Source organism: Streptomyces sp. NPDC001941 (genome assembly GCF_040296945.1).
In the GTDB taxonomy this organism is placed as follows: domain Bacteria; phylum Actinomycetota; class Actinomycetes; order Streptomycetales; family Streptomycetaceae; genus Streptomyces.
Window position 1 is genome coordinate 15463 of the sequence record NZ_JBEOYE010000047.1, and the last position, 26193, is coordinate 41655.

Genomic DNA, 26193 nt, shown 5'->3' on the forward strand with positions numbered 1-26193 from the left:
GACGAGAAGCTGGCGGAGATGGCGGCGCTGTCCCGCCGCATCGCCGAGCAGATGGAGCAGGTCGCACCGCAGACCGCAGCGCAGGTTCCGCCGCAGTCCGCAGCCCGAGTCGCACCGCAGGTTCCGCCGCAGGCCGCGCCCGCACCCGCCGACGCCCCGGCGGCGGCCCCGGTCGTGCACGGCCCCCGGGTCACCGTGCCCCGCGCGTCCGGCATGGTGGGCGCCGGTGCGGAGGCGGGCCGGCGGGCCCATCTGGACGACCTGGTTGGCCGGTTCAACGCCAGGACCCCGACCTCCAAGGACCTCGCCCAGCGCCACCGCCGCGTGCTGGCCGACAGCCGGGCGGTGGTGGGGTTCCGCAGCGCCACCAAGGAGATGCTGTACCCGCTGGTGGGCCGCAGCGCGCGCGGGGCGCGGCTGGTGGACGTCGACGGCAACGAGTACGTGGACATCACCATGGGCTTCGGGGTGCTGCTGTTCGGCCACGATCCCGACTTCGTCACCGAGGCCGTGCGCGAACACCTGTCCCGGGGAATCCAGTTGGGCCCGCGCGCGGCGGAGACGGGCGAGGCGGCGGAGCTGCTGGCCGAGCTGACCGGGCACGAGCGGGTGGCGTTCGCCACCTCCGGCACGGAGGCGAACTCCGCCGCGATCCGGCTGGCCCGCGCGGCCACCGGCCGGGACGTGGTCGTCACGTTCACCGGCGCGTACCACGGGCACGCCGACAACGTCCTGGGCCGCTCGTCCGGCGGCCGGGACCCCGGGACGGTGCCCGTCTCGTCCGGCATCCCGCTCAGCGCCGTCGCCGACCTGCTGGTCCTCGACTACGGCTCGGACGCCGCGCTCGCGGAGATCGAACGGGAGGCGTCGCGGATCGCCGCGGTCGTCGTCGAACCCGTGCAGAGCCGCGATCCGGGCCTGCGGCCGGTCGACTTCGTCCGGCGGCTGCGCGAGCTGACGGCGCGGCACGGGATCGTCCTGCTCTTCGACGAGATGCTGACGGGCTTCCGCCCGGCACCGCGCGGCGCGCAGGAGCTGTACGGCGTGGTGCCGGACCTGGCGACCTACGGCAAGCTGCTCGGCGGCGGCTTCCCCATCGGGGCGATCGCGGGCCGCGCCGACCTCATGGACGGGGTGGACGGCGGCCACTGGAGCTACGGGGACGCCAGTTACCCGCCCGCCGACACCACCTTCTTCGGCGGTACGTACCTCCAGCACCCGGTGTCGATGGTGGCGGCGCGCGCGGTGCTCGCCCACCTCAAGGAGCACAGCCCGACACTCCAGAACCGGCTCAACACCCGTACGGATGCGATGGCCGGGGAGCTCAACTCCTTCTTCGAGGCGGAGGAGTTCCCGCTGAGGGTCGCCCACTACGGCTCGCAGTTCCGCTTCGAGCACCGGGCGGACATGGAGCTGCTCTACCCCCATCTGCTGCTGCGGGGCGTGCACGTGTGGGAGTGGCGCAACTTCTTCCTCTCCACCGCGCACACCGACGCCGACGTCGAGTGGGTGGTGGACGCGGTGCGCGGGTCGCTGCGGGAACTGCGTACGGCCGGGTTCTTCCCGTCGGCCCGGAAGACGGCCGGCCCCACGGCACAGGGGCGGCCGCCCAAGCCGGTCCCGTCCGACAGGCCCCGGGTCGTCGCCGTGCCCTGGAACACGACCGCCGTCCAGGCGGCCACCCGCACGGAGCCCGCCCGGGAGCCCGAGCCCGCTCCGGAGCCCGCCCCCGCCCCGCCACCGAGCCGCCCGGCCCCCGACTTCAGCGTGTACTTCTTCGGCGACTACCCGCAGGACGAATCCGGGTCCGTGGGCGGGGCAGGGTCCGGGTCGCGGCCCGGCAAGTACGACACCCTCCTGGAGACCGCGCGGTTCGCGGACCGGCACGGGTTCCACGCACTCTGGATGCCCGAGCGGCACTTCCACTCCTTCGGCGGCCTCTTCCCCAACCCCGCCGTACTCGCGGCGGCCCTCTCCCGCGAGACGGAGCGCATCAGGCTCAACGCGGGCTCCGTGGTGCTGCCGCTGCACGACCCGATCCGGGTCGCCGAGGAGTGGTCGATGGTCGACAACCTCTCCGGCGGCCGGGTGGGCATCGGCGTGGCCAGCGGCTGGCACGCGAACGACTTCGTCTTCTTCCCCGAGCGGTACGGCCGCCACAAGGAGGTCATGTACGAACAGCTCGCCCAGGTAAGGGAGTTGTGGGGCGGCGGGGCGCTCCGGCGTGCCTCGGGGGACGGCGAGGCGGAGGTGCGGCTGTTCCCCCGGCCGGTGCAGGACGCGCCGCCGTTCCACACGGCGGTGGTGGGAAATCCCGCCTCCTTCGAGGCGGCGGGGCGCCACGACCTGGGGGTGGTGACGAACCTGATGACCCAGACCGTGGAGCAGCTGGCGGAGAACGTCGCCCGCTACCGGGCGGCCCGGGCCCGGCAGGGCCTCGACCCGGCCGCGGGGCGGGTGGCGGTGCTGCTGCACACCTACCTGGCGGCGGACCACGCCACGGCGCGCCGGGACGCGTACGAGCCGCTCTCCCGGTACATGAGGGCCTCGCTGTCCCTGTTCGGCGGCTTCACCAACAGCCTGGGCCACCACGTGGACCTCGCGTCGATGAGCGCCGACGACCTGGACACGCTCTTCCGGCGCGCCTACGACCGCTACTGCGACCAGCGCGCCCTCATCGGCTCCGTGGACGGCGTCTCCCCGGTGGTGGACGCGGTCAGGGACGCGGGCGTCGACGAAGTGGTGTCGCTGGTGGACTTCGGGGTGCCGCCGGAGGCGCTGCGCGCGGGCCTGGTCCACCTGGACGGCCTGCGCCGCCGCCACACGGAGCACGCCGAGCGCGCGGAACGCCCCGGGGGAAGCGGTGCGGCACCGGCGCACGCGCGGTCCGCGCCGCACCGGGTGGCCGCGCCCGCGCCCCTCTCCCCCGCCCAGCTGCGCCTGTGGTTCGCGGACCGGCTGCACCCGGGCGGCACCGCCTACAACGAGGTCAAGGCCATCCGCCTGGAGGGCCCGCTCGACGCCGCCGCGCTCCGGGGCGCGCTGGACGCCCTCGTGGCCCGCCACGCGTGCCTGCGGACGGTCTTCCGGGACGGCCCGCAGGGGCCCGAGCAGATCACACTGACACCGACGGCGGCGGACTTCGCGGTCGTCGACGCCGCCGCGGACCCGCGCGGCGCGGTGGAGCGGGTGCGGGCCGAGGAGAGCGCGCGGCGGTTCGACCTGGCGTCCGGCCCGCTGTTCCTGGCCCGGCTGGTGCGCCTCGCGCCGGAGGAGCACGTGCTGGTGCTGTCCCTGCACCACATCGTGGCGGACGCGTCGTCCGCCACGGTCCTGGTGCGGGACCTCGCCGCGTTCTACCGGGCCGGGCGCGAGGGCACGACGGCCGAACTCCCGGACCTGACAGGCAGTTACGCCGATCACGCGCGCGTCCTGGCGACACGCGCCGCGGCTCCGGACGACGGCGCCCGCGCGGACATCGCCCACTGGCGGGCACGGCTCGCGGGTCTGCTCCCGGTGCTCGCCCTGCCGCTCGACCGGCCCCGGCCGGACCCGATGACGTCGAACGGCCGCGCGGCCTTCCACCACCTGGACACCGAACTGACCTCCGGGGCACGGGCGTTCGGCCGCGCGCACCGCGCCACGCTCTTCATGACCCTGCTCGCCGGGTACGCGGCGATGCTGCACCGCGTCACGGGCCAGGAGGACCTGGTCGTCGGCGTCCCCACCTCCGACCGGCCGGAGGAGGCCGAGGGAGTGGTCGGCCTCTTCCTCAACACCCTGGCCCTGCGCCTGGACCTGTCGGGCGACCCGTCGTTCGCCGAGCTGGTCGGCCGGGTGCGGGGCACGGCGCTCGACGCGTACGACCACGCGGGCGTGCCGTTCGAGACCGTCGTGCGGGAACTGGCCCCGGCGCGCGGCACCGACCGCACCCCGGTGTTCCAGACGCTGGCCGACTTCGAGCGCGCCGACCCCTTCCACTTCGACCTGCCCGGGGTGCGGGTCACGCCCCTGGCGTCGGGGCCCGACAAGGCGCTGTCCGACCTCGCCGTGCACTTCACGGACCGGCCCGAGGGGATCCTCTGCCACCTGGAGTACAACACTGACCTGTTCGACGCCGGGACCGTGGACGGCTTCTTCACCACCTTCCGCGGCCTCCTCGCGGCGGGCGTCGCCGACCCCGGCGCACCGCTGTCCCGGCTGCGCGCGAGTGTCGCCGAGGGCGATCCGGTGCCGGACGCCTGGACGCGCGGTCCGGTCGTCCCCGCCCGGGACGCCGCCACCGTGCACGAGCTGGTGGCCCGCCAGGTGGCGGCCGGACCGGACCGCCCGGCGGTGGACGACGGCGTGCGGGAACTCACGTACCGTCAATTGTCCGACAAAGCTGATCAGTTGGTGCGGGTGCTGAACCAACGCCCCGGCCCGACGGTCGCCCTGTGGCTGCCGCGTTCGGTGGACCTCGTGGTGGCGATGCTCGCGGTCCTGCGGTCGGGGCGCGCGTACGTCCCGCTGGACCCCTCCCTCGGCCTGCCCCGCGCGCGCAGCCTGATCGCCGAGTGCGGCGCCCGTACGGTCGTCGCCCCGGCGGACCGCGTCGCCGAACTCGCCCTGCCCGACGGGGTGGTGGCGGTCTCCCCCGACGCGACGGAACCCCCGGACGGCGACGTGGGCACGGCTCCCGCGACGGACGCCGAGAGCCTCTGCTACGTCATCCACACCTCGGGCAGCACCGGCCGCCCCAAGGGCGTCGCCGTGCCGCACCGGGCCGTGGTAGACCGCTGCCGCTGGGCGCACCGGCGGTTCGGGCTCACGGCGGCGGACCGGTCGGCCGTGGTGTGCGGCCAGAGCTTCGACGCGGCGGTCCTGGAGGTGTGGCCCGCGCTCACCTCGGGGGCCTCGCTGGTGATCGCGCCGGACGCGGTGCGCACGGATCCGCTCGCCCTGGCCCGCTGGTACACCGAGCGGCGCGCCACCTTCAGCATCCTGCCCACGGCCCTGGGCGAGGCGGTGTTGCGGCTGCCCGCCGCCGAACAGCCGCCACTGCGGGCCCTGTTGCTGGGCGGCGACGTGATGCGGGTGCGCCCGCGCCCGGAGGCGGCGTACGAGACGGTCAACGTCTACGGGCCGACCGAGGTGACCGTCCTGTGCACCACCGCGACGGTCCGCCCGGCCGGGCCGGACGACGGCGAGATCCCGCTCGGGCGCCCCGTCGACAACGTGCGGCTGAGCGTGCTCGACGCCTCGGGCGCCCCCGTCCCGGTCGGTGCGGTCGGTGAGCTGTACGTCGCCGGGCCCGGGGTCGCACGCGGCTACCTGGACGAGCCGGAGGACGGGCCCGGGGCGCGCTTCGCCCCCGACCCCGGCGGCGGCCCGGGCGCACGGCGCTACCGCACGGGCGACCTGGTGCGCTGGACCTCACGGGGCGTCCTGCAGTTCCGCGGCCGCACGGACGACCAGGTGAAGGTGCGGGGCTACCGGGTGGAGCCACAGGAGGTGTCGCGCGCGCTGGCCGGGCTGGACGGGGTGCGGGACGCCGTGGTGGTGGCGCGGCGCGACAGCCGGGGCGAGGCGTACCTGGCCGCGTTCGTGGTGCCGCACGGGACGCGGGGCACTGCGGCAGCGGAACACCGGCCCGTCGCCGACGAGTTGGCGGGCCGACTCGCCACGCTCCTCCCCGACCACCTGGTGCCGCGCGCCTGGGCCGTCCTGACGGCGCTGCCCCTGACGGGCAACGGCAAGGTGGACGGCGCGGCGCTGCCGGAGACGGACCTGACGGCGGCGGTGCGGGGCACGGCGGGAGAGGCGTACGAGGAGGACCCCGAACCGCGGACCCCCGACACACGGACCCCCGACACACGGACCCCTGAACCACAGAACCCCGGACCTCGGATCCCCGGGCCCCGTCGTCCCGGGCCGCGCGCGGACGGCGCCCTGCACCGCGTCACCGCCCTGTGGGCCGAGGAGTTCGGCGTCGATCCGGCCTCGCTCACGCCCGCCACGTCCTTCTTCGACCTGGGCGGCCACTCGATCACCGCGATCCGCCTGGTGAACCGAGTCCGCGAGGAGTTCGGCGTCGAGTACCCGATGGCGCGCGTCTACCGGACGCCGACGCTGGGGCACATGGCGGACCATCTGGCCGAGAACGCGGTGGAGTTGGAGCAGGTGGCGCCCGCGACGTTCCAGCAGGCGGGCTTCCTCGACGCGCACCTGGCGCACCCGCTGCCGCAGATCTTCAACGTGGCGCTGCGGCTGTCCTTCGAGGGCGCCCTGGACGTGGTGGCGCTACGGGCCGCGCTGACGCGGCTGTTCGCCCGGCACGAGGGGCTGCGGTCGCGGTTCGCGCGGCGGGACGGGGCGTGGGTGCAGGAGGTCCTGCGGCCCGTCCCGGTGGAGCTCGCGGTGGAGGACCTGACGGGCCTGGACGCGGTGAAGCGGGACGCGGAGGTCGAGCGGGTCAGCGCGGAGTGCACGGAGACGCCGCTGGACGTGCTGGTGAGCGCGGCGCCCAGGCTGCGGCTGCTGCGGCGCGGCGAGCGGTCCTGGACGCTGATGTTCGTACCGCACCACGCGACCTGCGACGGATGGGCGCTGTCACGGGTCTTCGAGGAACTGTCCGTCCTGTACGCGGAGGAGGTGTCGGGCGTGCCCGGCGAGCCGCTGCCGGAGGCGTTCCAGGTGTCGGCGTACGCGCGCTGGCAGCGGGAGCGGCCCGATCCGGCGGCGGACGAGGGGCGCCTGGCCTTCTGGCTGCGGGAGCTGGCGGGCGCCTCCTTCGCGCACGCGCTGCCGCTGGACCGGCCGCGCGGCGAGCGGCCGGGGCAGGACGGCGACATGGTGGCGTTCACGGTGCCGGCCGGGGTGCGCGAGGACGTGGAGCGGCTGGCGGCGCGGCGGGCGACGACGCCGTTCACGGTGACGGTGGCGGCGCTGGGGCGGCTGCTGGCGCGCGAGGCCGGGCAGCCGGACGTGCTGCTGGGGATCTCGTACGCGAACCGGGAGCGGCGGGAGTTCGAGTCGCTGGTGGCGTGCACGGCGGCGTCGTACGCGCTGCGGGTGCGCGAGGTGCCGGGCGAGCCGTTCGGGGAGCTGGTGGACCGGGTGGGCGTGACGGCGGCGGAGTGCCTGGACCACGCGCTGGCGCCGCGCCAGGTGGCCCCGGTGCTGCGGGAGCGCACGGGCGCGCCGATGCCGGACCAGCTGCCGCTGGCGTTCGCCTACCAGAGCTCGACCCGCGCCGACCTGGACCTGCCGGGCGTGACGGTCGCGGTGGAGGACCTGACGGCGCCGGTGGCGCGGGTGGACCTGGTGGTGGGGCTGATCCCGGTCGGGGACGTGCTCGCGGGGTACCTGTCGTTCCCGACGGACCTGTGGGACCGGCCGACGGTCGAGGGCTGGGCGGCGCGGTACGTGGAGCTGCTGGCGCGGGAGGTGGGCACGGCGCTCCACGGGTGAGGGCGCGCGGCGCGGGGGCGCGCCGCCCGTCCCAGAGCGTGAGCGGCCCCGGGCGGCGCGCTCCCTGTCCGTCGTCTACCCCCGGGCCGCCGCCAGGAACTCCTCGATGAGCCGGGGCGACTTCACGCCCCGGGAGCTCTCCACGCCGCTGGAGACGTCGACGCCCCAGGCGCCGGTGGTCTCCGCGGCCTCGCGCACGTTGGCGGGGGTGAGGCCGCCGGCGAGCAGCCAGCGGCCCTCGGGGGCGGTGAAGTCCGGGGAGCCCCAGTTCCAGGGTGCGCCGGAGCCGGGCTCGGGGGCGTCGAGCAGGAGCAGGTCCTCGCCGAGGTCGCCGCAGCGCAGGGGTGCGGAGCCGGCGGCGGTGGCGCGCAGGAGCAGCCGGCCGTGTCCGGCGAGGGCCTCGTAGTGGGGCCGGCCCTCGTCGCCGTGCAGCTGTACGGCGCGGATGCCGCTCTCCTCGGCGAGGCGGCGGACCTCCTCGACGGGCTGCCCGCGGAACACGCCGACGGTCAGGACGTGCTCGGGGACCCGCGCGGCCAGGGCCCGGGCCGCGGCGGCGTCGACGCGCCGGGGGCTCTCGGCGAAGACGAAGCCGACGGCGTCGGCGCCCGCGCGCACGGCCGTGTCGACGTCCTCGGGGGTGCGCAGCCCGCAGATCTTGACGAAGAGATCGCTCATGCCCCGATCCAATCAAAAGTCCGCTCGAAACGGTGGGGCGGGTCGAACGGGGCCGCGAGTCACCGGAGCGCGGGTCGGCCGCCGCCCTAGGGTGTCGGTTCCGCTGGGTGACCGATGGGCCACCCTCTGTTCCACACGAAGGTGAGTCGCAGCCCCGTGACCAAGGACGCCTCCCCGACCCCGGCCGAGGAACACGCCGAACCGCTGGACACCGGGCTGCCGGACCCCGGGGACAGCGGGTACAGCAAGACGCTCCAACCGCGCCACATCAGCATGATCGCGATCGGCGGCGCCATCGGCACCGGCCTCTTCCTGGGCGCGGGCGGGAACCTCGCCAAGGCGGGCCCGGGCCTGGCGCTGGCGTACCTGGTGTGCGGCGTGTTCGCGTTCTTCGTGGTGCGGGCGCTGGGCGAGCTGGTGGTGTACCGGCCCTCGTCGGGGTCGTTCGTCAGCTACGCGCGCGAGTTCCTGGGCGAGCGCGGCGCGTTCGTCGCGGGCTGGATGTACGTCCTGAACTGGGCGACCACCGGCATGGCGGACATCACGGCGATCGCACTGTACGTGCACTACTGGTCGGCGTTCACCTCGGTGCCGCAGTGGGTGCTCGCGCTGGTCGCGCTGGCGGTGGTGGTGACCGTGAACCTGGTGTCGGTGAAGAGCTTCGGCGAGATGGAGTTCTGGTTCGCCATCGTCAAGGTCGCCGCGATCGTGGCGTTCCTGGCGGTGGGCACCTGGCTGCTGGCGTCGCGCTCGCCGGTGGACGGGGACGTGCCGGGGCTGCACATGATCACGGACCACGGGGGCTTCTTCCCGCTGGGCCTGCTCCCGGTGGTCCTGGTGACGCAGACGGTGATCTTCTCGTACGCGGCCGTGGAGATGGTCGGCGTGACGGCGGGCGAGACCGCCGATCCGCGCACGGTGGTGCCGAAGGCGGTGAACTCGATCGTGTGGCGCATCGCCCTGTTCTACGTGGGGTCGGTGGTCCTGCTGACGCTGCTGCTGCCGTGGACGTCGTACTCGGCCTCGCAGTCGCCGTTCGTCACCGTCTTCTCCGACATCGGCGTGCCCGCGGCGGGCGGCATCATGAACCTGGTGGTCCTCACGGCGGCGATGTCCAGCCTGAACTCGGGCCTGTACACGACCGGGCGGATCCTGCGCTCGATGGCGGTGGCGGGCTCGGCGCCCTCGTTCACGGCCCGGATGAGCGCCAGCCAGGTCCCGTACGCGGGCATCCTGCTGACGTCGTTCGTGTCGCTGATCGGGGTGGGGCTGAACGCCTGGCTGCCGGACAAGGCGTTCGCGATCGTCACCAACATCGCCTCGCTCGGCGTCATCAGCACCTGGGTGATGATCATGCTCTGCCACCTGATGTTCGTGCGCCGGGCCCGCCAGGGCCTCGTGGAGCGGCCCGCGTTCCGGCTGCCGGGCTCGCCCTGGATCGAGCTGGTCACGATCGCCTTCCTGTTCGCGGTGATCGTGATGCTCTGGTTCGACACGGACGGACCGGGCCGTGACACGGTCCTGCTGCTCGTCCCGATCACGGTGGCCCTGGTGGCGGGCTGGTACGCGGTACGGGGGCGGGTGCGCGCGATCGCGGCGCACGAGAAGGCGAGGCCCTAGGGGATCCGCGGGTCGTGGTGGCCGGGCCCGCGCGCGGAGTCCGGGTGTCCCCCTCGGCTGCGACGCGCGCGGGCCGGCGGCTCGTTCGGCCGGGTCACCGTGGCCGAGTCAGACCCCTGTACTGACTCCACCACGGCGACCCGCGCTGGGCGGCGGCCCGTCCTGCCCTCACTGTGACGGACCCGGACGCCGGTCTCCACGGTTTGCCTGGCAGGGCAAACCCGCTGGCCCGTTCCGCTTCGCACGGGCGCCCACGGCCCCCTCGGGACCTACGGCAGACGGCCGTTGAGCAGGGCGAGCCCCAGGCCGGTGACGCTGTGCCGCACCGTCCCGCCGTCCCGGTGCGTGGCCAGCAGCCCGGCCTCCCGCAGGACGGCGGTGTGCCGGCTGACCACCGGCAGCGCGACGCCGAGGCTGCGGGCCAGCTCGGTGGTGGTGCCCACGTTGGCGGCGGCCTCCAGGACCGCCGCCCGGGTGCGGCCGAGCAAGGTGACCAGGACGTCCCGGGGCTGCGGGGCGCCGCCCTCGCGCCCGTTGTCGGCGCTGAGCCAGCCGACCCGCGGCGGCAGCGGGTAGACCAGGACCGGCGGCATCTCCGGGTCGAGCAGGGTGATCGGCTGGATGCGCAGGAACAGCGAAGGCACCAGGACCAGGCCCCGGCCCTCCAGGTGGACCTCCTGGTCGGCGTAGACGGGCAGTTCGAGGACCGGCGGGTTCCACCGGATCCTGGGGTGCAGCTCGGCGAGCAGCTGGTCGACGCCCCCGGCGAGCAGCGAGGCGGCCCGCCGCTCGCGGTCGGCCAGGACGTGGACGCGGGTGATGTCCTCGTACGGGGTGAGGGCGGTCCTGCGGTACTCGGTGAGCGCGGTGCCCAGGCGGCGCATCGCCGCGCCGTCGCCGACGGCGAGGGCCTTGGCCCACGGCGACAGGGGCGTCTCGTCCGCGAGGCGGTGCATGTCGCGGCCCAGGCGGCGGCGCGGGGTGCACAGCAGCCGGTCGAGCTGCTCCTCGAAGCAGAGGTCGCCCCGGCCGGGGGTGAGGAAGTCGGGCGAGTAGCCCCAGGGGCGGGCGAGTTCGGCCAGGATCCGGGCGTGCGGGGCGCTGGCGGCGCGGGTCCTGCGGCGCCATTCGTCGAAGGTCAGGGAGGTGTCCCGCTCCTGGAGCATGTGCAGGCTGAGCAGCACGTCCCAGAGGGGGTCGGGTTCGTCGGCCACCACGACCCGGCGCAGGTCCTCGCTGGTGAAGTGGATCCGCAACACCGATCTGCCCTCCCCGGTCGACGCCGGCGGACGTCGTCCCGCCGACGCGCGCTTACCCCGGGACCCGTCCGCGTTACCTGTGCCCGTCAACACACGCACGCGCGCGAGCACCGTGCCACACCGGCCCGGGCCGACGCAGCGCCCCCGGGCGGGCCCGGGCCGGATCGCGTCCCGCCCCGAGGGGAGCTCGACGGTCGCTCGGGTGCCCCTGGAGCGGCGGTCCGGACCATTCCGGTCGTACGGGCCACTGGTGGCCTGAAATCGACAACCCGCGTGCCACCTGCCCGTTTGCCATGGGAAGCAAAGGGTCCGCGGGTACGGCGGAGTCGGGTGCGACGGGCGGTGACCAGCGGTGGGCCGGGCGCGCCCGGAGCCCGGGCGGCCGGGGGCGGCCGCGCCCCGGTTGGCCGGAATACGACGGTGGGGACGCGGCCCTGGAGGGACGCGGCGGGACGCGGGCGGGCCGGGGCGGTCCGTCCCGGATGCCGGACGGCGGGCGACCGGCCGCCGACCGCGTCCGGGCCTACCGGCATACTGGCGCGCTGAACTGCCCTGTTCCCTCGACCCGGAGGCTTCCGAAGTGCTCGACAGCTCCACATTCCGTACGGTCGCCGAACTCCACGAGACCGCCGCGCGTCCCGCCGAGGAGTCCCCGCCCGCCCTGCCGGGCGGCGCGGACCTCGTCCTCGCGATACGCGACCGGCTGGGCGCGGCCGTCGCGCCCGCCGCCGACGCCCCCTTCGACTTCGGCGCGGTGCGGCGGGCGCTGGAGGACCTGCCCGGCGTCACCACCACCAAGATCATCCCCGGGTTCGGCCTCCAGGAGACCGCGCCCGTGCACGTCATGGTGCTGACCCTGATGCAGGCCGTACGGCAGGCGCTGGGGCAGCCGTTCGCCCACGAGGTCTTCTGGGAGCGCACCGAGGCCGCCCTGACCGGGGTCTTCGTGGGGCTGCGCGAACAGCGGGACCTGCCGTACGTCGCCTTCCACGAGGAGGGCCCCGACCGCACCCGGTACACGTACGACCTGCTGTTCTCGCTGTGCGACGAGGAGACCGGGGGCCGGCCGCACGTGGTGGCCGCCCGCGTCCACGTCACCCTGGGCCTCGGCCCGGACCTGGTGTACGGCCTTGCGGCCGGTGACACCGTGTCCTGCGCGCTGCGCGTGGACGCCGTCGGCCTGCGCGGCTGACGCCCTCCCCCGGCGGCGGTCCGTACGGACCGGGCGGGCCGTTCCCCCGCCCCACCGGCCGCCACCCCGGCACTTCTTGATGACGCGTCAGCCCCGGGCACGCGCCTCGCGCAGGCGCTTGACGATCTCGCCCGCGCTCACCGCGAGCACCAGCACGGCGGCCACCGTGTAGAAGCCGCCCGGCACCCTCCAGCCGCCGTTCACGTCACTGAGGAAGCGCTCCTCGAACAGGTCGTGCCCCTTGAGGATCCAGGCCGTCGACAGCGCGAACAGCGCCTCCGCGGCGGCGTACCACAGGGCCAGGCGCAGGGTCCACGCGCGCCCCGCGAGCCGGACGACCTCCAGCGTGGTGATCCCCGCGAGCCCGGCGAGCACCAGCCAGATCGGGCCGGACCACAGACCGGGGTCCAGGATCTCCAACTGGGCGCCGCCTTCGGCCCGGTAGGGCTTGGCGAAGTGCTGCCAGAGGATGAGGCCGATGAGCAGGACGTGCCACACGGCCGATGCGTAGTCACCGGTGTCACGCTCGCCCTTGACGGCAGTACGCGGTTCCGGGAGCTGGTCCGGCGACCAGGCGGGCGCCCGCCGCCCCTTCGCGTTGCGCTCGACGAGGGCGAAGACCAGGGTGAGCCAGGCGACCATCTGCCCGCCGACGGTGAGCACCGCGACCACGCCGCCGCCGATGGCCTTGCCGATGCCGTCGCCGTCGACGAGGTCCGCGACCACGGAGACGGCCACCACGATCGGCAGGACGGTCCACAGCAGGATCGTCAACAGGCGTACGTACGCCGGGTAGCAGTCGGGGCCGATCAGGCCGAGCGGCCGGTCGGCGTAGCGGGCGGCGAGCCGGATGGGGTCGCCCATCTCGGTGAGCACGGCGCGCTCGGCCCCGGCGCGGTCGGCCTCCTCGCGCGCCTCGACGGTGTCGTCGATCGTGGCGCGCAGCTCGTCGGCGACGTCGTCGCGCTGGTCGGCCGGTATGCGCCGCACGACCTCGTGGACGTAGCGGTCGGTCAGCGTGCTGGTCGTCATCGGATCCCCCTGTTTTCCTTGGTGAGTCGCGCCATCGAGGCCACGAGGTCCTGCCACTCGCGCTCCAGCCCCACCCGCACCCGGGAGCCCTCGGGGCTGGTCCGGTAGAACTTGCGCGGGCGGGACTCGTCGGTGTTCCACTCGCTGGTCAGCAGGCCCTGTTTCTCCAGGCGCCGCAGCAGCGGGTACAGCGTGTTGCCGTCGACGCTGACCCCCGCGTCGTTGAGGGTCTCCAGCAGGGCGTAGCCGTACTGGGCTTCCTCCAGCAGGGCGAGGCAGGCCAGGACGACCGTTCCCCGCCGGAGCTCCTGGGACTGGCTGAGGACGAGCTCTTCGGTGGACACGCGACACACGATACTGTGCGCCGCACACTAATGGCCAGCACACAAAGGAAGTTCGCGCACATGGATGCGCGCGCCGCGGGCCGGGGCCCGCACCGGTCGCGCCCTCCAGGCCCCCGCCCCGCGCCTGTCGTACGCCGACGGGGCGGCCCACACGCCCGGCCGCCCCGCCCCAAGTCCCCCGTCGTCCCCGGTCAGTCGGCCAGGTACGACGCCGCGATGTCCTCCTCGCCGTGCCCGGCCTCCACCAGGCGCTCGAAGCGCCGGGCGCCGCCGGCCGCGACGTCGAGGGTCACCCCGGCCGCCTCGGCGGCCTCCACCACCAGGCGGGCGTCCTTGAGCGCGTTGGCCACGGAGAAGCTGGTGGTGAAGTCGCCGTCGAGCGCGGCCTTGGACTTCAGCTGGAAGTAGGTGCTGTCCAGCGGGCCGCCGGAGATGACGTCCACCACCAGGCGCGGGTCGACACCGAGCGCCCTGGCCAGCACCAGGCTCTCGGCGGTGGCGTGGGTGAGGGCGAACACCACGCTGTTCAGGGCGAGTTTGAGGCGGCTGCCGGCGCCGCTCTCGTCACCGACCCAGACCGTGCGGCTGCCGATGACGCCGAAGACCTGCTCGGCCTCCTCGCGCCGGTCGGCCGGACCGGAGGCGAGGATGACGAGCTGGGCGTTCTCGGCGGGCTGCCGGGTGCCCTGCACCGGCGCGTCGTAGAAGACCAGGCCGTGCTCGCGCGCGAAGGCGGCCAGGCCGTCGATCGCGTCGACGCCCACGGTGCTCAACTGGAGCCAGACGGCGCCCTTCTTGAGCGCGGGCGCGGCCTCGGTCATCGCGTCGAGGACGGCGGGGCCGTCCTTGAGGACGGTGACCACGAGGTCGGCGCCCTCGACGGCCTCGGCGGGGGTGGCGCAGGCGGTGACACCGGTGGCCGCCGCCAGCGCCTCGGCCTTGGCGGCCGTACGGTTCCAGGCGCGCACCCGGAAGGCGCCGGAGAGGTGCCGGGCGACGGGTCCGCCGATGATGCCGGTGCCCAGGACGGCGACCTGCCGCGTCGCGGGTCCGGACGGGGTCGCGGGTGAAGGCATGGGGGTCCCCCAGGTTCGTGTCGACTATACAGAACGATCGGTCAAATATTGCTCCCACCGTAGCGCAGGACATGGCGCCTCCTGGTCAACGCCCTTACAGGGAAGGCCGCGTGTCGCATGACGTTCACACGGGGAGCGCGTCAGGGCTGGTGGGTGGCCTCCACCACGCACATGGGCCCGTCGGTGAGGACGATCCGGTCGAGCCGGAACCCGGCGCCGGTGAGCAGCTCCCGCCAGTCCTCCCGGGTACGCTCGCGCCCGCCCAGCATCGCCATCATGGTCAGGTCGAGCAGCCCGCCGAGCTCCGGCGCCGCGCCCTCACCGAGCACGGACTCCACCAGGAACAGCCGCGCCCCGGGGGCGGCCGCCTCGTGGACGCGGCGCAGGATGCGGGCGGCCCTGGCGTCGTCCCAGTCGTGCAGGATGAAGCAGGCCAGGTAGCAGTCGGCGCCGCCGGGGACGGCCTCGAAGAAGTCGCCGCCGCTGGTGTCCACGCGGTCGGCGAGGCCGCGCTCGCGCAGCAGCGCGGTGGCGGCGGTGACAACGTGCGGGAGGTCGAAGACCGTGCCGCGCAGGCCCGGGTACTTGGCGGCCAGTCCGGCGAGGGCGGTGCCGTCGGCGCCGCCGATGTCGACCAGGCGCCGGACGCCGGAGAGGTCCACGGCGCCGAGGGCGTCGCGGCGCACGGCGTGCATCAGGTCGCGCATGGCGGCGCTGAAGCCCGCGACCTGCTCGGGGTCGGCGGCGAGGTGGTCGAAGAAGGGCTCGCCCAGGACCCGCTCGGCGGCGGGCACGCCGTCGCGCAGGTTCTCGTACAGGCCGCTGAAGGGGAGGTAGTGGGTCTCCATCCACATCAGGGCGACGGCGCGCACCGAGTCGGGGTGGCCCTCGGCGAGGGTGTGCCCGAGGGGGCCCAGGCCCGCCCGGTCGGTCCCGGCGTCGTACGTGAAGACGCGCTCGGCGCTCAGGGTGCCGATCAGCCGGCGCAGCAGCTCGGGCCGGGTGCCGGTGGCGGCGGCCAGCTCGGGCACGGCCCTCGGCCCGTCCAGGAGCCGGTCGGCGACACCGGTGCGGGCGGCGGCGTACAGGGCCTGGGAGATCTGGAAGCCTCCCAGGAGATGGATCATGTCTACGGCGGGGGCGCGCTTCATGATCCCGACGCTAGTGACCGGCAGGCCGGAGCGAGGCCGGGAGAGTCCCCCCGCAGGCCCTCCCGACCTCGCGTCACTATGTGAACATGAAGGTAAAATAAATGCAAGACAATGTAAAACAAGGCAAACTTTGACAGCAGCCTTGCTTTACAAGTCATTGCTTATGGATGGCGGCACCGTGGCAGCACCGGGGCGCCCTACACCCGTGGGGTGATCCCCGCCGGCCGCACCGCCCGCGCCCCCGGAACGTACCGGCCGGAACGCCCCGCTCCGGGGAGTCGCGGTGGGTATCCTCGCGGCGAACCACCCGCTCACCGTGCGGAGTTCTCTGGCCAAACATCCGCCACACCCGCACCGGACCCATCCGCTTCCGACCGAAGGACGTACTCCGTGCGCGGAGATGGCACGCGGCTCATCGCGACCGAGGACGGCCACCGGGTCACCCCGGCCGAGCTCTTCTTCGACCTGGTCTTCGTGTACGCGATCACCCAGGTCACCGCACTGATGGCGGCCGACCCCAGCGGTCCGCGGCTGCTCGGCGCGATGGTGGTGCTCGCCCTGCTCTGGTGGTGCTGGTGCTGCTTCTCCTGGCTGGGCAACGTGGTGCGGGCCGACTCCGGCGGACTGTTCTCGGTCCTCGTCGCCGTGATGGCGGCCGTGTTCGTCGTCTCGCTCACGGTCCCCGAGGTGTACGCCGACCGCCACGGCGGCCTGCACGCCCCGCTGGTCTTCGTCCTCTGCTACGGCACGGTGCGCGTCCTGCACCTGATCTCGTACTGGATCGCCGGGCGCGGTGACGCCGCCCTGATCCGCACGCTGCGGCGCACCCTGGTGGTGTCCGTCCTGCCGCCGTTCGCGCTGCTCCTGGTGGGCAGCGCGCTGACCGGGGCGGCGCAGGTCCTGGTGTGGTTCGCGGCCGTCCTGATCGACTACGCGGGGATCTTCCTGACCGGCAAGTCCGGCTGGCGGATCGTCTCCCCCGTCCACTTCGCCGAGCGCTACGCGCTGATCGTGATCATCGCGCTCGGCGAGTCCATCGTGGCGATCGGCGTCGGCATGGCGGACCTCCCCTTCAGCGGCCCCGACCTGGTCGCCGCGGTCGCCGGGCTGCTGGTGTCGACGAGCCTGTGGTGGGTGTACTTCCGGCACGTCACGGAGGCCGCCGAGCACGCCCTGGCGGCCCGCGAGGGCGACGAGCGCACCCGGTTCGCCCGGGACGCCTTCACCTTCCTGCACCTGCCGCTGGTGGCCGGGATCGTGCTGATGGCCCTGGGCCTGAAGCAGTCGCTGCACCAGATCGCCGACAGCCACTACCCGCTGTCCGAGCCGCTGCACGGGCTGACCGCGTGGGCGCTGACCGGCGGGGTCGGCCTGTACCTGCTCGCGGCGGCCGCGATCCTGCTGCGCAGCACCGGGCGGCTGCCCGCGGTGCTCGCCGTCGGCGGCCTGTGCTCGCTGGCCGCGGGGGTGCTGGTGGCCCTGGTCCCTGCGCTGCTGGCGCTGGTGCTGCTGGCGGTCGCGGTGGGGGCGCTCGCGGTCGGCTACGGGCGCTCGGCGCGGGCGTCCGGCGCCGCGCACGCACCGGCGGGGGCGGAGCCGGTCGAGCCGGTCGGCCCGGTGGATTCGGTGGACCCTGTCGGCCCGGTCAGAAGACCGACAGACCCGTCAGGGTCGTGAACCGGTCGAGCGCGGCGACGCCCGACACCGAGTTGCCGCGCTCGTCCAGCCCGGGCCCCCACACGCACAGGGTGCAGTGGCCGGGCACGACGGCGATGATGCCGCCGCCGACGCCGCTCTTGCCGGGCAGGCCGACGCGGTAGGCGAAGTCCCCGGCCGCGTCGTAGGTCCCGCAGGTGAGCATCACGGCGTTGATCTGCTTGGCCTGGCTGCGGGTCAGCAGGATGTCGCCCTCGGCCCCTATGCCGTGGCGGGCCAGGAACCCGGCGGCGCGGGCCAGGTCGGCGCAGGAGGCCTCGATCGCGCACTGGTGGAAGTACTCGTCGAGCAGCACCGGCACCGGGTTGGCGATGTTGTGGTACGACGCCATGAAGTGCGCCAGCGCGGCGTTGCGGTCGCCGTTGGCGGTCTCGGAGGCCCACACCTGCTCGTCGAAGTCGAGGTCCGGGTTGCCGGACTCGACGCGCAGGAAGTCCCGCAGCGTGCCGGAGGCATCGCCGGTCAGGGAGTGCAGGCGGTCGGTGACGACGAGGGCGCCGGCGTTGATGAACGGGTTGCGCGGGATGCCGTTCTCGTACTCCAGCTGCACCAGCGAGTTGAAGGGGTTGCCGGAGGGCTCGCGCCCCACGTGCTCCCACAGGCCCTCGCCCTCCATGGACAGGCACAGGGCGAGGGTGAAGACCTTGGTGATGGACTGCGCGGAGAAGGGCGTCTCCCAGTCCCCGACCCCGTACACCGTGCCGTCGAGCTCGGCGACGGCCATCCCGAACTGCCGGGGGTCGGTCGTGGCCAGCGCCGGGATGTAGTCGGCGGGGGTGCCCCGGCCGGGCGCGGCGGCGATCTCGACGGCGATCTGTTCGAGCACGGGCATGAGCGCGCCCTCGCCGGTGGCGCCGGAGGCGACGGGCACCGGCGGCTGGACGCCCGGGCGGGCCGGGTCCGGCGAGGAGGCGGGGAGGGACACGCTCGGGGACACGCTTGGTTGCTCCGGGTTCGTACGCGATGCCGTATTCCTGCGGCCCTATGGCGTTCCATACGGCCATGTGGTGGTGCGTGCGCACCTCCACGACTTTACGACAATCGCCCGGGCGTGCGAGTCAAGGGGATCCCTCGGCTGTACCTGTAGGTGGCAAGGAACCCGGAGGCGGGGGCGGGCCTCCCGGTGGCCCGCCCCCGCCCCGCGCCGTCAGGCCCGGCGGAACCGCAGGGTGCGCAGCTCGAACGGGCGCAGCGACACCACCACTTCCCCGTCCTCGCCCCGCTCGACCGGACCGGCGTCGGCGAGCGGGCGCTCCAGGAGGTCGGTGGCCTCGACCGCCGAGGCCGCGAAGCCGGGCCGCAGCACGGTCCTGGCCCGGCCGCCGCGCGACTCGTGGAAGCGCACGACCACGTCGCCGCTGCCGTCGTCGGCGAGCTTCACCGCGGTGACCACGACCGCGTCGTCGTCCAAGGCCACCAGCGGGGCGACCGGTCCCGCGCCGGTCAGGGCGCGCTCGGGGGCGTTGATCCGCCAGCCCTCGCGGACCGCGTCGCCGATGGCCGCGCCGGGCACCAGGGCGTGCCGGAAGCGGTGGAGGCCCTGGTCGGTCTCGGGGTCGGGGAAGCGCGGGGCGCGCAGCAGGGAGACCCGCAGGGTGGTCGTCGTACCGCCGTCGGACGGGCGGACGGTGCGGGTGACGTCGTGGCCGTAGGTGGAGGCCGTCACCACGGCCACGCCCCAGTCCGGCTCGCCCAGGTGGACGAAGCGGTGGTTGCAGGCCTCGAACTTGGCCGCCTCCCAGCTGGTGTTGGTGTGGGTGGCGCGGTGGAAGTGGCCGTACTGGGTCTCGGAGGCGTACCGGTCGGTGTGCACGTCGAGCGGGAAGGCGAGCTTGAGGAACTTCTCCGTCTCGTGCCAGTCGACCTCGGTGTCGATGTCCAGGCGGCGCGCGCCCGGGGCGAGCGAGAGGACCTGGGTGACGCGCGAGGACCCGAAGGTGCGGGTGACGCGGACGGAGGTGCCCTCGCCGGGGGCGACCTCGTCGGCGTCGACGAGGTCGGTGACGGTGTTGCGGTAGAACGCGTCAACGTCCCAGGCGTCCCACATGTTGGGGAAGTCGGGGTGGACCTGGAGGAGGTTGGCGGCGGCGCCGGGGGCGACGGTCTCGCGCTCGGCCGCGATGTCGTACGCGGAGGTGACCAGGCCGCGCGCGTCCACCTCGACGCGCAGGACGCCGTTGTCCAGGACGTAGCCGCCCCCGGGGCGCTCGGCGGGCGCGCCGTGCGGGGCGGCGGTGCGGGGTCCCGCGCCGCCCGCGGGGACGCCGTGGCGGGCGTGCGGGGCGGCGTTGAAGACCAGCGGCTCGTCGCCCTCGCCGGCCAGGGCGCGCTGGGCGGCGTCGATGACCGCGTCCAGCTCCTCGGCGACGGCCGCGTACGTCTTCTCGGCCTCGCGGTGGACCCAGGCGATGGAGGAGCCGGGCAGGATGTCGTGGAACTGGTGCAGCAGGACCGTCTTCCAGATCCGGTCCAGGTCCTCGTACGGGTAGGCGGACCCGGTCCGTACGGCGGCGGTGGCGGCCCACAGCTCCGCCTCGCGCAGCAGGTGCTCGCTGCGCCGGTTGCCCTGCTTGGTCTTCGCCTGGCTGGTGAGCGTCGCCCGGTGCAGCTCCAGGTACAACTCCCCCACCCACACCGGCGGTTCGGCGTACTCGGCCTCGGCCTTCTCGAAGAACTCGCGGGGCGTCTCCCACACCACCTGCGCCGCGCCCTCCAGGTCGCGCATCCGGGCGGCCTTGGCGATCATCTCGCGGGTGGTGCCGCCCCCGCCGTCGCCCCAGCCGGTCGGCGCGAGCGAGTGCCGGGCGACGCCCTTGTCCTTGAAGTTCCGTGCCGCGTGGGCGATCTCGCTGCCCTTCATGGAGCAGTTGTACGTGTCCACGGGCGGGAAGTGCGTGAAGATCCGGGTCCCGTCGATGCCCTCCCAGCGGAAGGTGTGGTGCGGGAACTTGTTCGTCTGCGACCAGGAGATCTTCTGCGTCAGCAGCCACTTGGAGCCGGCCGCCTTGATGATCTGCGGCAGCCCGGCCGCGAAGCCGAAGGTGTCGGGGAGCCACGCCTCCTCGTTCTCGACGCCGAAGTTTTCCAGGAAGAACCGCTTGCCGTGCACGAACTGACGGGCCATCGCCTCCGAGCCCGGCATGTTGGTGTCCGCCTCCACCCACATCCCGCCCGCCGGGACGAAGCGGCCGTCCGCGACCGCCTTGACGACCTTCGCCCACACCTCGGGGCGGTGGTCCTTGACCCACGCCCACTGCTGGGCCTGGGACATGGCGAAGACGAAGTCCGGCTCGTCCTCCAGGAGGGCCGTCATGTTGGACGTCGTACGGGCGACCTTGCGCACCGTCTCGCGCAGCGGCCACAGCCACGCCGAGTCGATGTGCGCGTGGCCGACCGCGCTGATCCGGTGCGCGGACGGCACCGCGGGCACCGAGAGCACCTCGGTCAGGCACGAACGGGCGCGTTCCGCACTGCCGTTGACGTCCTGGAGGTCCACCGCGTCCAGGGCCCGGCCCACCGCGCGCAGCACGTCCCAGCGGCGCCCGGAGTCCTCGGGCAGCTCGTGCATGAGCTCGCCCAGCACCTCCAGGTCGATCACCAGCCGCCACACGGCCTCGTCGAACACCGCGAGGTCCATGCGCGCCAGCCGGTACTGCGGCTCGCTGCCCGCCGTCTCCTTGTCGCCGAGCTTCGTCGGCAGGAAGGGGTGGTAGTCGAGGATCACCGGGTTGGACGCCGCCTCGACGTGCAGCCGCACCTCCTCGCCGCCCTCGGCGGGCGCCGCGATCCGCACCCACTGGTTGCGCGGGTTGAGGCCCTTCACCGGGGTGCCGTCGGGCCGGTAGACCAGGCCCTCGCACTGGAAGCCGGGCATGTTCTCGTCGAAGCCCAGGTCCAGGACGGCCTCCACGGTGCGCCCGGCCCACTCCTCGGGCACGGTCCCGGTGACCCGGAACCAGCTGGTGCCCCAGGGCGCGCCCCACGCGTCGCCGACCGCGATCGGCCCCGGCTCGGCGGCCAGGCCCTCGGCGACCGGCACCGGCTCACCGGGGGCGTTCCAGACGGCGACCTCCAGCGGCACCGACTCCGGGTACACGGCGGGCCGGATGCGCTCCTCCAGGACGCGCTTGAGTCGGGCTTCGACCAGTCCGCGGTCGTCGTGCATGTCGGGTCAGCTCCTCGGGGTGCGGGTGGTGGACCGGGTGCGGGTGGGGGCGCCGGTGTCGGCCGGGCGGACGACCTCGGTGATGCCGCGCGCGGCGAGGTGGTCCGCCTCGTCGGCGCGGGCGTCCAGGACGGTGGTGGGGCGGGCGCCGTCGGCGGTGAGGCGGAAGAAGGCCTCGAAGACCTCCCCGCCGGGCGCGCACGCCGAGCGGGCACCCGGATCGGCGGGCACGACCAGGGCGGTGGTGCGGGGCGCGGGGGCGTACGTACTCCCGGGCGCGTCCCCCCGGGCGAAGGCCTGGAGCACGCGGGCACTGTCCTTGGGCACCCGGTCGTTGGTCAACAGGCCCAGACCGTATTCCAGTTCGGGGAAGTCGGCCAGGCCGCGCGAGACGTCGTGGGAGCACCACCAGGTGACGCCCCACAGGTCCGGGCAGTCCAGCGCGTTGCGCACGGTGGCCTCGGTGAAGGCCGCGGCGTGCTCGGCCGGGACCAGGGGCGCGGGCGCGCCGACCTCCTGGAGCCAGACGGGGCGGCGCGGGTCGTCGGCCCAGGCCTTGCTGAGCTCGACGAGGTACGCGGCGTGGTGCTCGCTGGGGACCGAGGTGCGGCCGTGGCGCTGGGCGGTGCCGTTGAACACCCAGGAGTGCACGGCCGTGACGGCCCCGCGCCGGGCGGCCTGCCCGGGCGTGAACGGCATGTCGTCCTGGTACCAGGTCGCGTCGTACTCGGCGTGCAGGTGCAGCTTGCCCGGGGCGCCCCGCTCGCAGGCGTCGAGCATGCGCTCGAGCCAGGCGTCGATCTCCTCGGCGCTCGCCCGGTCGGGGTCGGGGTGGGGCCCGGCGGAGAACTGGTTGACCTCGTTGCCCAGGGTCATGCCCAGGAAGTTGGGCTTGCCGGCCAGTGCCCCGGCGAGCGTACGGAGGTAGTCGGCCTGGCCCTCGACGACCTCGGGGTCGGTGAACAGGTTGCGCCGGTGCCAGGTCCGGGTCCAGGCGGGCAGGAAGTCGAAGCTCGACAAGTGCCCTTGCAGGCCGTCCACGTTGACGTCCAGGCCGCGCTCGGCGGCGGCGTCCACCAGGTCGGCGAGGTGTTCCACGGCGCGCGGGCGGATCAGGGTGCGGTTGGGCTGGAAGTACGGCCACAGCGGGAAGACCCGCACGTGGTCCAGGCCCAGGGCCGCGATGGAGTCCAGGTCGGCGCGCACGGCGTCGCCGTCGTAGTCGAGCCAGTGGTGGAACCAGCCTTGGCTGGGCGTGTAGTTGACGCCGAAGCGCGGGGCGGAGGCCATGGGGTTGCTCCAGATCGGGGTGGGGCGGGCGGGGACGGGCTCAGCCCTTGACGGCGCCCTCGCCGACGCCGCGGAAGAAGTAGCGCTGCAGGCAGGCGAACATCACGATCAGCGGCGCGACGGCGATGATGGTGCCGGCCGCGACGATCCGCTGGTTGTTCGAGAAGGTGCCGTGCAGGTAGTTCAGGCCGACGGTCAGCGTGAAGTTGTCGGAGTCGGAGAGGACGATCAGGGGCCACAGGAAGTCGTCCCAGGCGCCCATGAACGCGAAGATCGCGACGACCGCGAGGGTGCCCTTCACGGCGGGCAGGGCCACCCGGGTGAAGCGCTGCCAGACGTTGGCCCCGTCGACGATCGCGGCCTCCTCGACCTCGTACGGGATGTTGTTGAAGGCGTTGCGCATCAGCAGCACGTTCATCGCGCCGATGCAGCCGGGCAGCACGACCGCGACCAGGGTGTTGTTGATGTCCAGCTCCCGCATGGTGGCGAACTGGGCGATCATGATGGCCTCGACGGGCACCAGGAGTGCCAGCACGAAGACCAGGGCGGCGGTGGCGCGACCCCGGAAGCGCAGCCGGGCGAGCGCGTACCCGGCCATCGCGGAGCCCAGGACGTTGGTGAGGACGCTGCTGACGGCGACCTTCACCGAGTTCAGGGCGTAGTCCCAGACCGGGATGATGTCGGCGACGCTGCGGTAGTTGTCCAGGGTCGGGCTGCTCGGCAGGAGCTTGGGCGGGTAGGTGTAGATGTCCTCGGTGGCGCCCTTGAGGGAGGTCGAGAGCTGCCAGAGGAAGGGGCCGACCATGACCAGGAGCACGGCGGTCAGCGCCAGGTAGCGCACCGCGCGGCGCCAGGGGGCGGTGCGGGAGCGGGCGGTGCGGGGGCGCCGGGCGGGCGGGACGGGCTGCCCGGGCGGGGCGAGGGTGGCCATCAGTCCTTGTCCTTCCGGTCGGCCCGCAGCACGAACAGCATGAGCAGCAGGGTCAGCACGAACAGCACGATCGACATGGCGGAGGCGTAGCCGGTGCGGCCCTGCAGGCCGGTGCCGGCGCGCTGGATGAGCATGACGAGCGTGGTGTCCTCGCCGCCGGGGCCGCCGGTGGGTCCGGCGATCATGTAGACCTCGGAGAAGACCTTGAAGGCGGAGACCGAGGAGAGCGCGCCGACCAGGACCATGGTGGAGCGCACGGCGGGCACGGTGACGGAGACGAAGCGGCGGACCGGTCCCGCGCCGTCTACCTGGGCGGCCTCGTGGAGCTCTCTGGGCACGTTGGCCAGCGCCGCCAGGTAGATGATCATGTAGTAGCCCAGGCCGCGCCAGACGGTGAGCGCCATGGAGCTGAACAGCAGCAGCCACTGGTCGGACAGGAACGGCACGGGGTCGACGCCCAGGACGTGCAGGATGCCGTTGAGCAGGCCCCGGTCGTCCAGCATCCACACCCACATCAGCGCCACCACCACGACGGAGGCGACGACCGGGGTGTAGTAGGCCGAGCGGAAGAAGGCGATGCCCGGGACGTGCTTCTGCACCAGCAGGGCGAGCAGCAGCGGCAGCAGCACGGTGAACGGCACGACGAGGACGACGTACAGGGCGCTGTTGCGCAGCGCGACCCAGAACTGGTCGTCCTGGAGCAGCGCCTGGAAGTTCTCCAGGCCGACGAACTCGCCGGTGGTCAGGGTGCGGGCGTCGGTGAACGACTTCCAGACCGTGGCGAGGAACGGGTAGAGGTTGAAGGCGAGGGTGATCAGCAGGCCCGGTGCCAGGAACAGCCAGGGGCTGACGGGGTGGTGGGTCCGGGCGGCGCGGCCCCGGCCGGTCCGGCGGCCGGTGGCGGCGCGGGAACGGCCGGGGGCCGAGGCCCCCTTCACGGGGACGGAGGATGCGGTCGACGTGCTCATCGGGGGCCTCGCCGCGTCACTTCTGTTCGAGGAGCTTGTTCATCTGCCCCACGGCGCCGTCCAGGGCCTCCCGGGGCGAGGACTTGCCCTGGAAGCACTTGGCGATCTCGTTGCGCAGGATGGTCTTCATCTCGTCGCTGAGCAGCACCGGGGTGTAGTTGACGGCCTTGGGCAGCATCGCGGCGGTGGCCACCCGGATGCGGCCCTCCTCGGTGCCGTCGGCCTTGGTCCAGTACTCCTTGTCCAGGGAGCCCTTGGTCGAGGGGAAGACGGCGACCTCGTGGCCGAACGCCTCCTGGTTCTTCTGGTCGGTGACGAAGTGCGCGAAGGCGACGGCGGTCGCGGCGTTCTTGCTCTGCTTGTTGACCGAGAGGCCCTGGAGGTACATGTTCTGGCTGCCCGTGTTGGTGGGCACGTCGGTGATGCCGAGGTTCTGGTAGAGGCCCGGCGCGTTCTTCTTGAAGTTCTCCAGGTCGTGCGCGCTGCCCGGGTTCATGGCGAGCTGCTGCTGGAGGAACTTCTGCCCGGTGGTCTCGGGGGTGAGGGTGAGCGCCTGGCTGTGCAGCCCGCCGCTCTTGAACAGTTCCTGGTACTTCGTCAGGAGCTCGACGCCCTTGGGGTCGTTGAGGGTGAACTTGCTGCCCGCCGCGTCCATCAGCGGGACGCCGTAGCGGCCGAAGTCCTCGATGGTGGGCGGCTGTCCGAGGGTGGCCTTGCCCTTGGCGGCGAGCTGCTTGGCGTCGGCGAACAGCTCGTCGAAGGTCTTGGGCGCCTTCGCGGGGTCGAGCCCGGCGCCCTTGAACATGGTCTTGTTGTAGAAGAGCGGGCCGCTGTTCAGGTACCAGGGGAAGCCGTACGAGCCGTCGAGGCCGGGCATCTCGTAGCCCTTCCAGGCCCCTTCGAGGTACTCGCCCTTGAACGTGCTGGCAACGTTGTCCTTGTCCAGGTTGAGCAGGATGCCCGCCTTGGCCAGGGGGTACGCGAGGTCCGGCGAGAGGTTCACCACGTCGGGCAGGGTGCCGGCGGAGGCGTCGGCGCTCAGCTTGTCCGGGTAGCCGTCGGCCGGCTGGTCGACCCACTTCACCTTCGTGCCGGGGTTCTGCTTCTCGAAGTCCGCGATCAGGCCCTCGAAGTAGTCCTTGAAGTTGGCCCGGAGGTTCCAGGTCTGGAACTTGATCTCGCCCCCGACCTTGCCGGAGGTCGACGACCCCTCGCCGTCGCCGCCGCCGCACCCGGTGAGGGCGGTCAGCGACAGGACGGCCCCGAGGCCCACGAGGGTACGCATCGCGGCTCTGCGATGAATGGACATGCTGGCTGGC

16 protein-coding genes are annotated in these 26193 nt (G+C 73.6%); 4 read left to right on the forward strand and 12 right to left on the reverse strand.

Annotated features, from left to right (window positions below; translation table 11 throughout):
* Positions 1-18 precede the first annotated feature (18 nt).
* Positions 19-7452: a MupA/Atu3671 family FMN-dependent luciferase-like monooxygenase gene (locus ABT160_RS27755; RefSeq protein ID WP_502984317.1), complete on the forward strand. Its 7434-nt coding sequence runs from the start codon at positions 19-21 to the stop codon at positions 7450-7452.
* Positions 7453-7527: 75 nt separating this feature from the next.
* Here the strand turns inward: ABT160_RS27755 and ABT160_RS27760 are convergent, their stop codons facing one another.
* Positions 7528-8130 (reverse strand): phosphoribosylanthranilate isomerase, encoded by a 603-nt coding sequence (locus ABT160_RS27760; protein ID WP_351650559.1) that lies wholly within the window; start codon positions 8128-8130, stop codon positions 7528-7530.
* A gap of 156 nt (positions 8131-8286) precedes the next feature.
* On the opposite strand from ABT160_RS27760, the gene ABT160_RS27765 reads away from it, so the two are divergent.
* Positions 8287-9750, forward strand: a complete 1464-nt coding sequence (locus ABT160_RS27765) for an amino acid permease (RefSeq protein ID WP_351650560.1) — start codon at positions 8287-8289, stop codon at positions 9748-9750.
* A 269-nt stretch (positions 9751-10019) separates the two neighbouring features.
* Here ABT160_RS27765 and ABT160_RS27770 read toward each other — a convergent pair whose 3' ends face one another.
* The gene (locus ABT160_RS27770; protein WP_351650561.1) at positions 10020-11009 is read right to left on the reverse strand and encodes an ArsR/SmtB family transcription factor; all 990 of its coding nucleotides are present in this window, start codon (positions 11007-11009) and stop codon (positions 10020-10022) included.
* A 580-nt stretch (positions 11010-11589) separates the two neighbouring features.
* Between ABT160_RS27770 and ABT160_RS27775 the strand changes: the two genes are divergently transcribed.
* Positions 11590-12201: a Type-2Aa cytolytic delta-endotoxin gene (locus tag ABT160_RS27775; protein ID WP_351650563.1), complete on the forward strand. Its 612-nt coding sequence runs from the start codon at positions 11590-11592 to the stop codon at positions 12199-12201.
* An 87-nt stretch (positions 12202-12288) separates the two neighbouring features.
* On the opposite strand, the gene ABT160_RS27780 is transcribed toward ABT160_RS27775, so the two are convergent.
* The 4 genes from ABT160_RS27780 to ABT160_RS27795 all read right to left on the reverse strand — a co-directional run bounded on the left by ABT160_RS27780 (position 12289) and on the right by ABT160_RS27795 (position 15804).
* Positions 12289-13233 carry an HAAS signaling domain-containing protein gene (locus tag ABT160_RS27780; RefSeq protein ID WP_351650564.1) on the reverse strand — a complete coding sequence of 315 codons (945 nt, stop codon included), beginning with the start codon at positions 13231-13233 and terminating at the stop codon, positions 12289-12291.
* Positions 13230-13577, reverse strand: coding sequence for a PadR family transcriptional regulator (locus ABT160_RS27785; protein ID WP_351650566.1), 348 nt, complete (start codon positions 13575-13577; stop codon positions 13230-13232). Before ABT160_RS27785 ends, ABT160_RS27780 begins: the two co-directional genes overlap by 4 nt.
* A gap of 191 nt (positions 13578-13768) precedes the next feature.
* Entirely contained in the window at positions 13769-14653 is an 885-nt protein-coding gene (locus ABT160_RS27790; protein WP_351650567.1) for an NAD(P)-dependent oxidoreductase, read from the reverse strand.
* 140 nt (positions 14654-14793) lie between these two features.
* Positions 14794-15804, reverse strand: a complete 1011-nt coding sequence (locus tag ABT160_RS27795) for a methyltransferase (protein ID WP_351650568.1) — start codon at positions 15802-15804, stop codon at positions 14794-14796.
* Positions 15805-16194: 390 nt separating this feature from the next.
* Between ABT160_RS27795 and ABT160_RS27800 the strand changes: the two genes are divergently transcribed.
* Complete coding sequence (locus tag ABT160_RS27800) at positions 16195-17481, forward strand: low temperature requirement protein A (RefSeq protein WP_351650569.1); 1287 nt, start codon at positions 16195-16197, stop codon at positions 17479-17481.
* Here the strand turns inward: ABT160_RS27800 and ABT160_RS27805 are convergent.
* The 6 genes from ABT160_RS27805 to ABT160_RS27830 form a co-directional block, all read right to left on the reverse strand.
* Positions 17450-18352 (reverse strand): glutaminase, encoded by a 903-nt coding sequence (locus tag ABT160_RS27805; RefSeq protein ID WP_351650607.1) that lies wholly within the window; start codon positions 18350-18352, stop codon positions 17450-17452. The two genes, ABT160_RS27800 and ABT160_RS27805, sit on opposite strands and share 32 nt — an antisense overlap.
* 315 nt (positions 18353-18667) lie before the next feature.
* Entirely contained in the window at positions 18668-21685 is a 3018-nt protein-coding gene (locus tag ABT160_RS27810) for an alpha-mannosidase (RefSeq protein WP_351650570.1), read from the reverse strand.
* Between the two features lie 6 nt (positions 21686-21691).
* Entirely contained in the window at positions 21692-22975 is a 1284-nt protein-coding gene (locus ABT160_RS27815; protein ID WP_351650571.1) for a glycoside hydrolase 5 family protein, read from the reverse strand.
* A 40-nt stretch (positions 22976-23015) separates the two neighbouring features.
* Complete coding sequence (locus ABT160_RS27820) at positions 23016-23906, reverse strand: carbohydrate ABC transporter permease (RefSeq protein ID WP_351650572.1); 891 nt, start codon at positions 23904-23906, stop codon at positions 23016-23018.
* A complete protein-coding gene (locus ABT160_RS27825; protein WP_502984314.1) occupies positions 23906-24874 on the reverse strand; it encodes a carbohydrate ABC transporter permease in 969 nt (322 codons plus the stop codon). Before ABT160_RS27825 ends, ABT160_RS27820 begins: the two co-directional genes overlap by 1 nt.
* Before the next feature lie 16 nt (positions 24875-24890).
* Positions 24891-26183 (reverse strand): ABC transporter substrate-binding protein, encoded by a 1293-nt coding sequence (locus tag ABT160_RS27830; RefSeq protein WP_351650574.1) that lies wholly within the window; start codon positions 26181-26183, stop codon positions 24891-24893.
* Positions 26184-26193: the final 10 nt, after the last annotated feature.

What these genes read in the sequence shown, in the direction of transcription:
- ABT160_RS27815 (WP_351650571.1), bottom strand. Translation starts at nt 22,975, where the DNA reads ATGGCCTCCGCCCCGCGCTTCGGCGTCAACTACACGCCCAGCCAAGGC.
- ABT160_RS27805 (WP_351650607.1), bottom strand. Translation starts at nt 18,352, where the DNA reads ATGCCCGTGCTCGAACAGATCGCCGTCGAGATCGCCGCCGCGCCCGGC.
- ABT160_RS27790 (WP_351650567.1), bottom strand. Translation starts at nt 14,653, where the DNA reads ATGCCTTCACCCGCGACCCCGTCCGGACCCGCGACGCGGCAGGTCGCC.
- ABT160_RS27820 (WP_351650572.1), bottom strand. Translation starts at nt 23,906, where the DNA reads ATGGCCACCCTCGCCCCGCCCGGGCAGCCCGTCCCGCCCGCCCGGCGC.
- ABT160_RS27780 (WP_351650564.1), bottom strand. Translation starts at nt 13,233, where the DNA reads ATGACGACCAGCACGCTGACCGACCGCTACGTCCACGAGGTCGTGCGG.
- ABT160_RS27760 (WP_351650559.1), bottom strand. Translation starts at nt 8,130, where the DNA reads ATGAGCGATCTCTTCGTCAAGATCTGCGGGCTGCGCACCCCCGAGGAC.
- ABT160_RS27830 (WP_351650574.1), bottom strand. Translation starts at nt 26,183, where the DNA reads ATGTCCATTCATCGCAGAGCCGCGATGCGTACCCTCGTGGGCCTCGGG.
- ABT160_RS27810 (WP_351650570.1), bottom strand. Translation starts at nt 21,685, where the DNA reads ATGCACGACGACCGCGGACTGGTCGAAGCCCGACTCAAGCGCGTCCTG.
- ABT160_RS27795 (WP_351650568.1), bottom strand. Translation starts at nt 15,804, where the DNA reads ATGAAGCGCGCCCCCGCCGTAGACATGATCCATCTCCTGGGAGGCTTC.
- ABT160_RS27825 (WP_502984314.1), bottom strand. Translation starts at nt 24,874, where the DNA reads ATGAGCACGTCGACCGCATCCTCCGTCCCCGTGAAGGGGGCCTCGGCC.
- ABT160_RS27755 (WP_502984317.1), top strand. Translation starts at nt 19, where the DNA reads ATGGCGGCGCTGTCCCGCCGCATCGCCGAGCAGATGGAGCAGGTCGCA.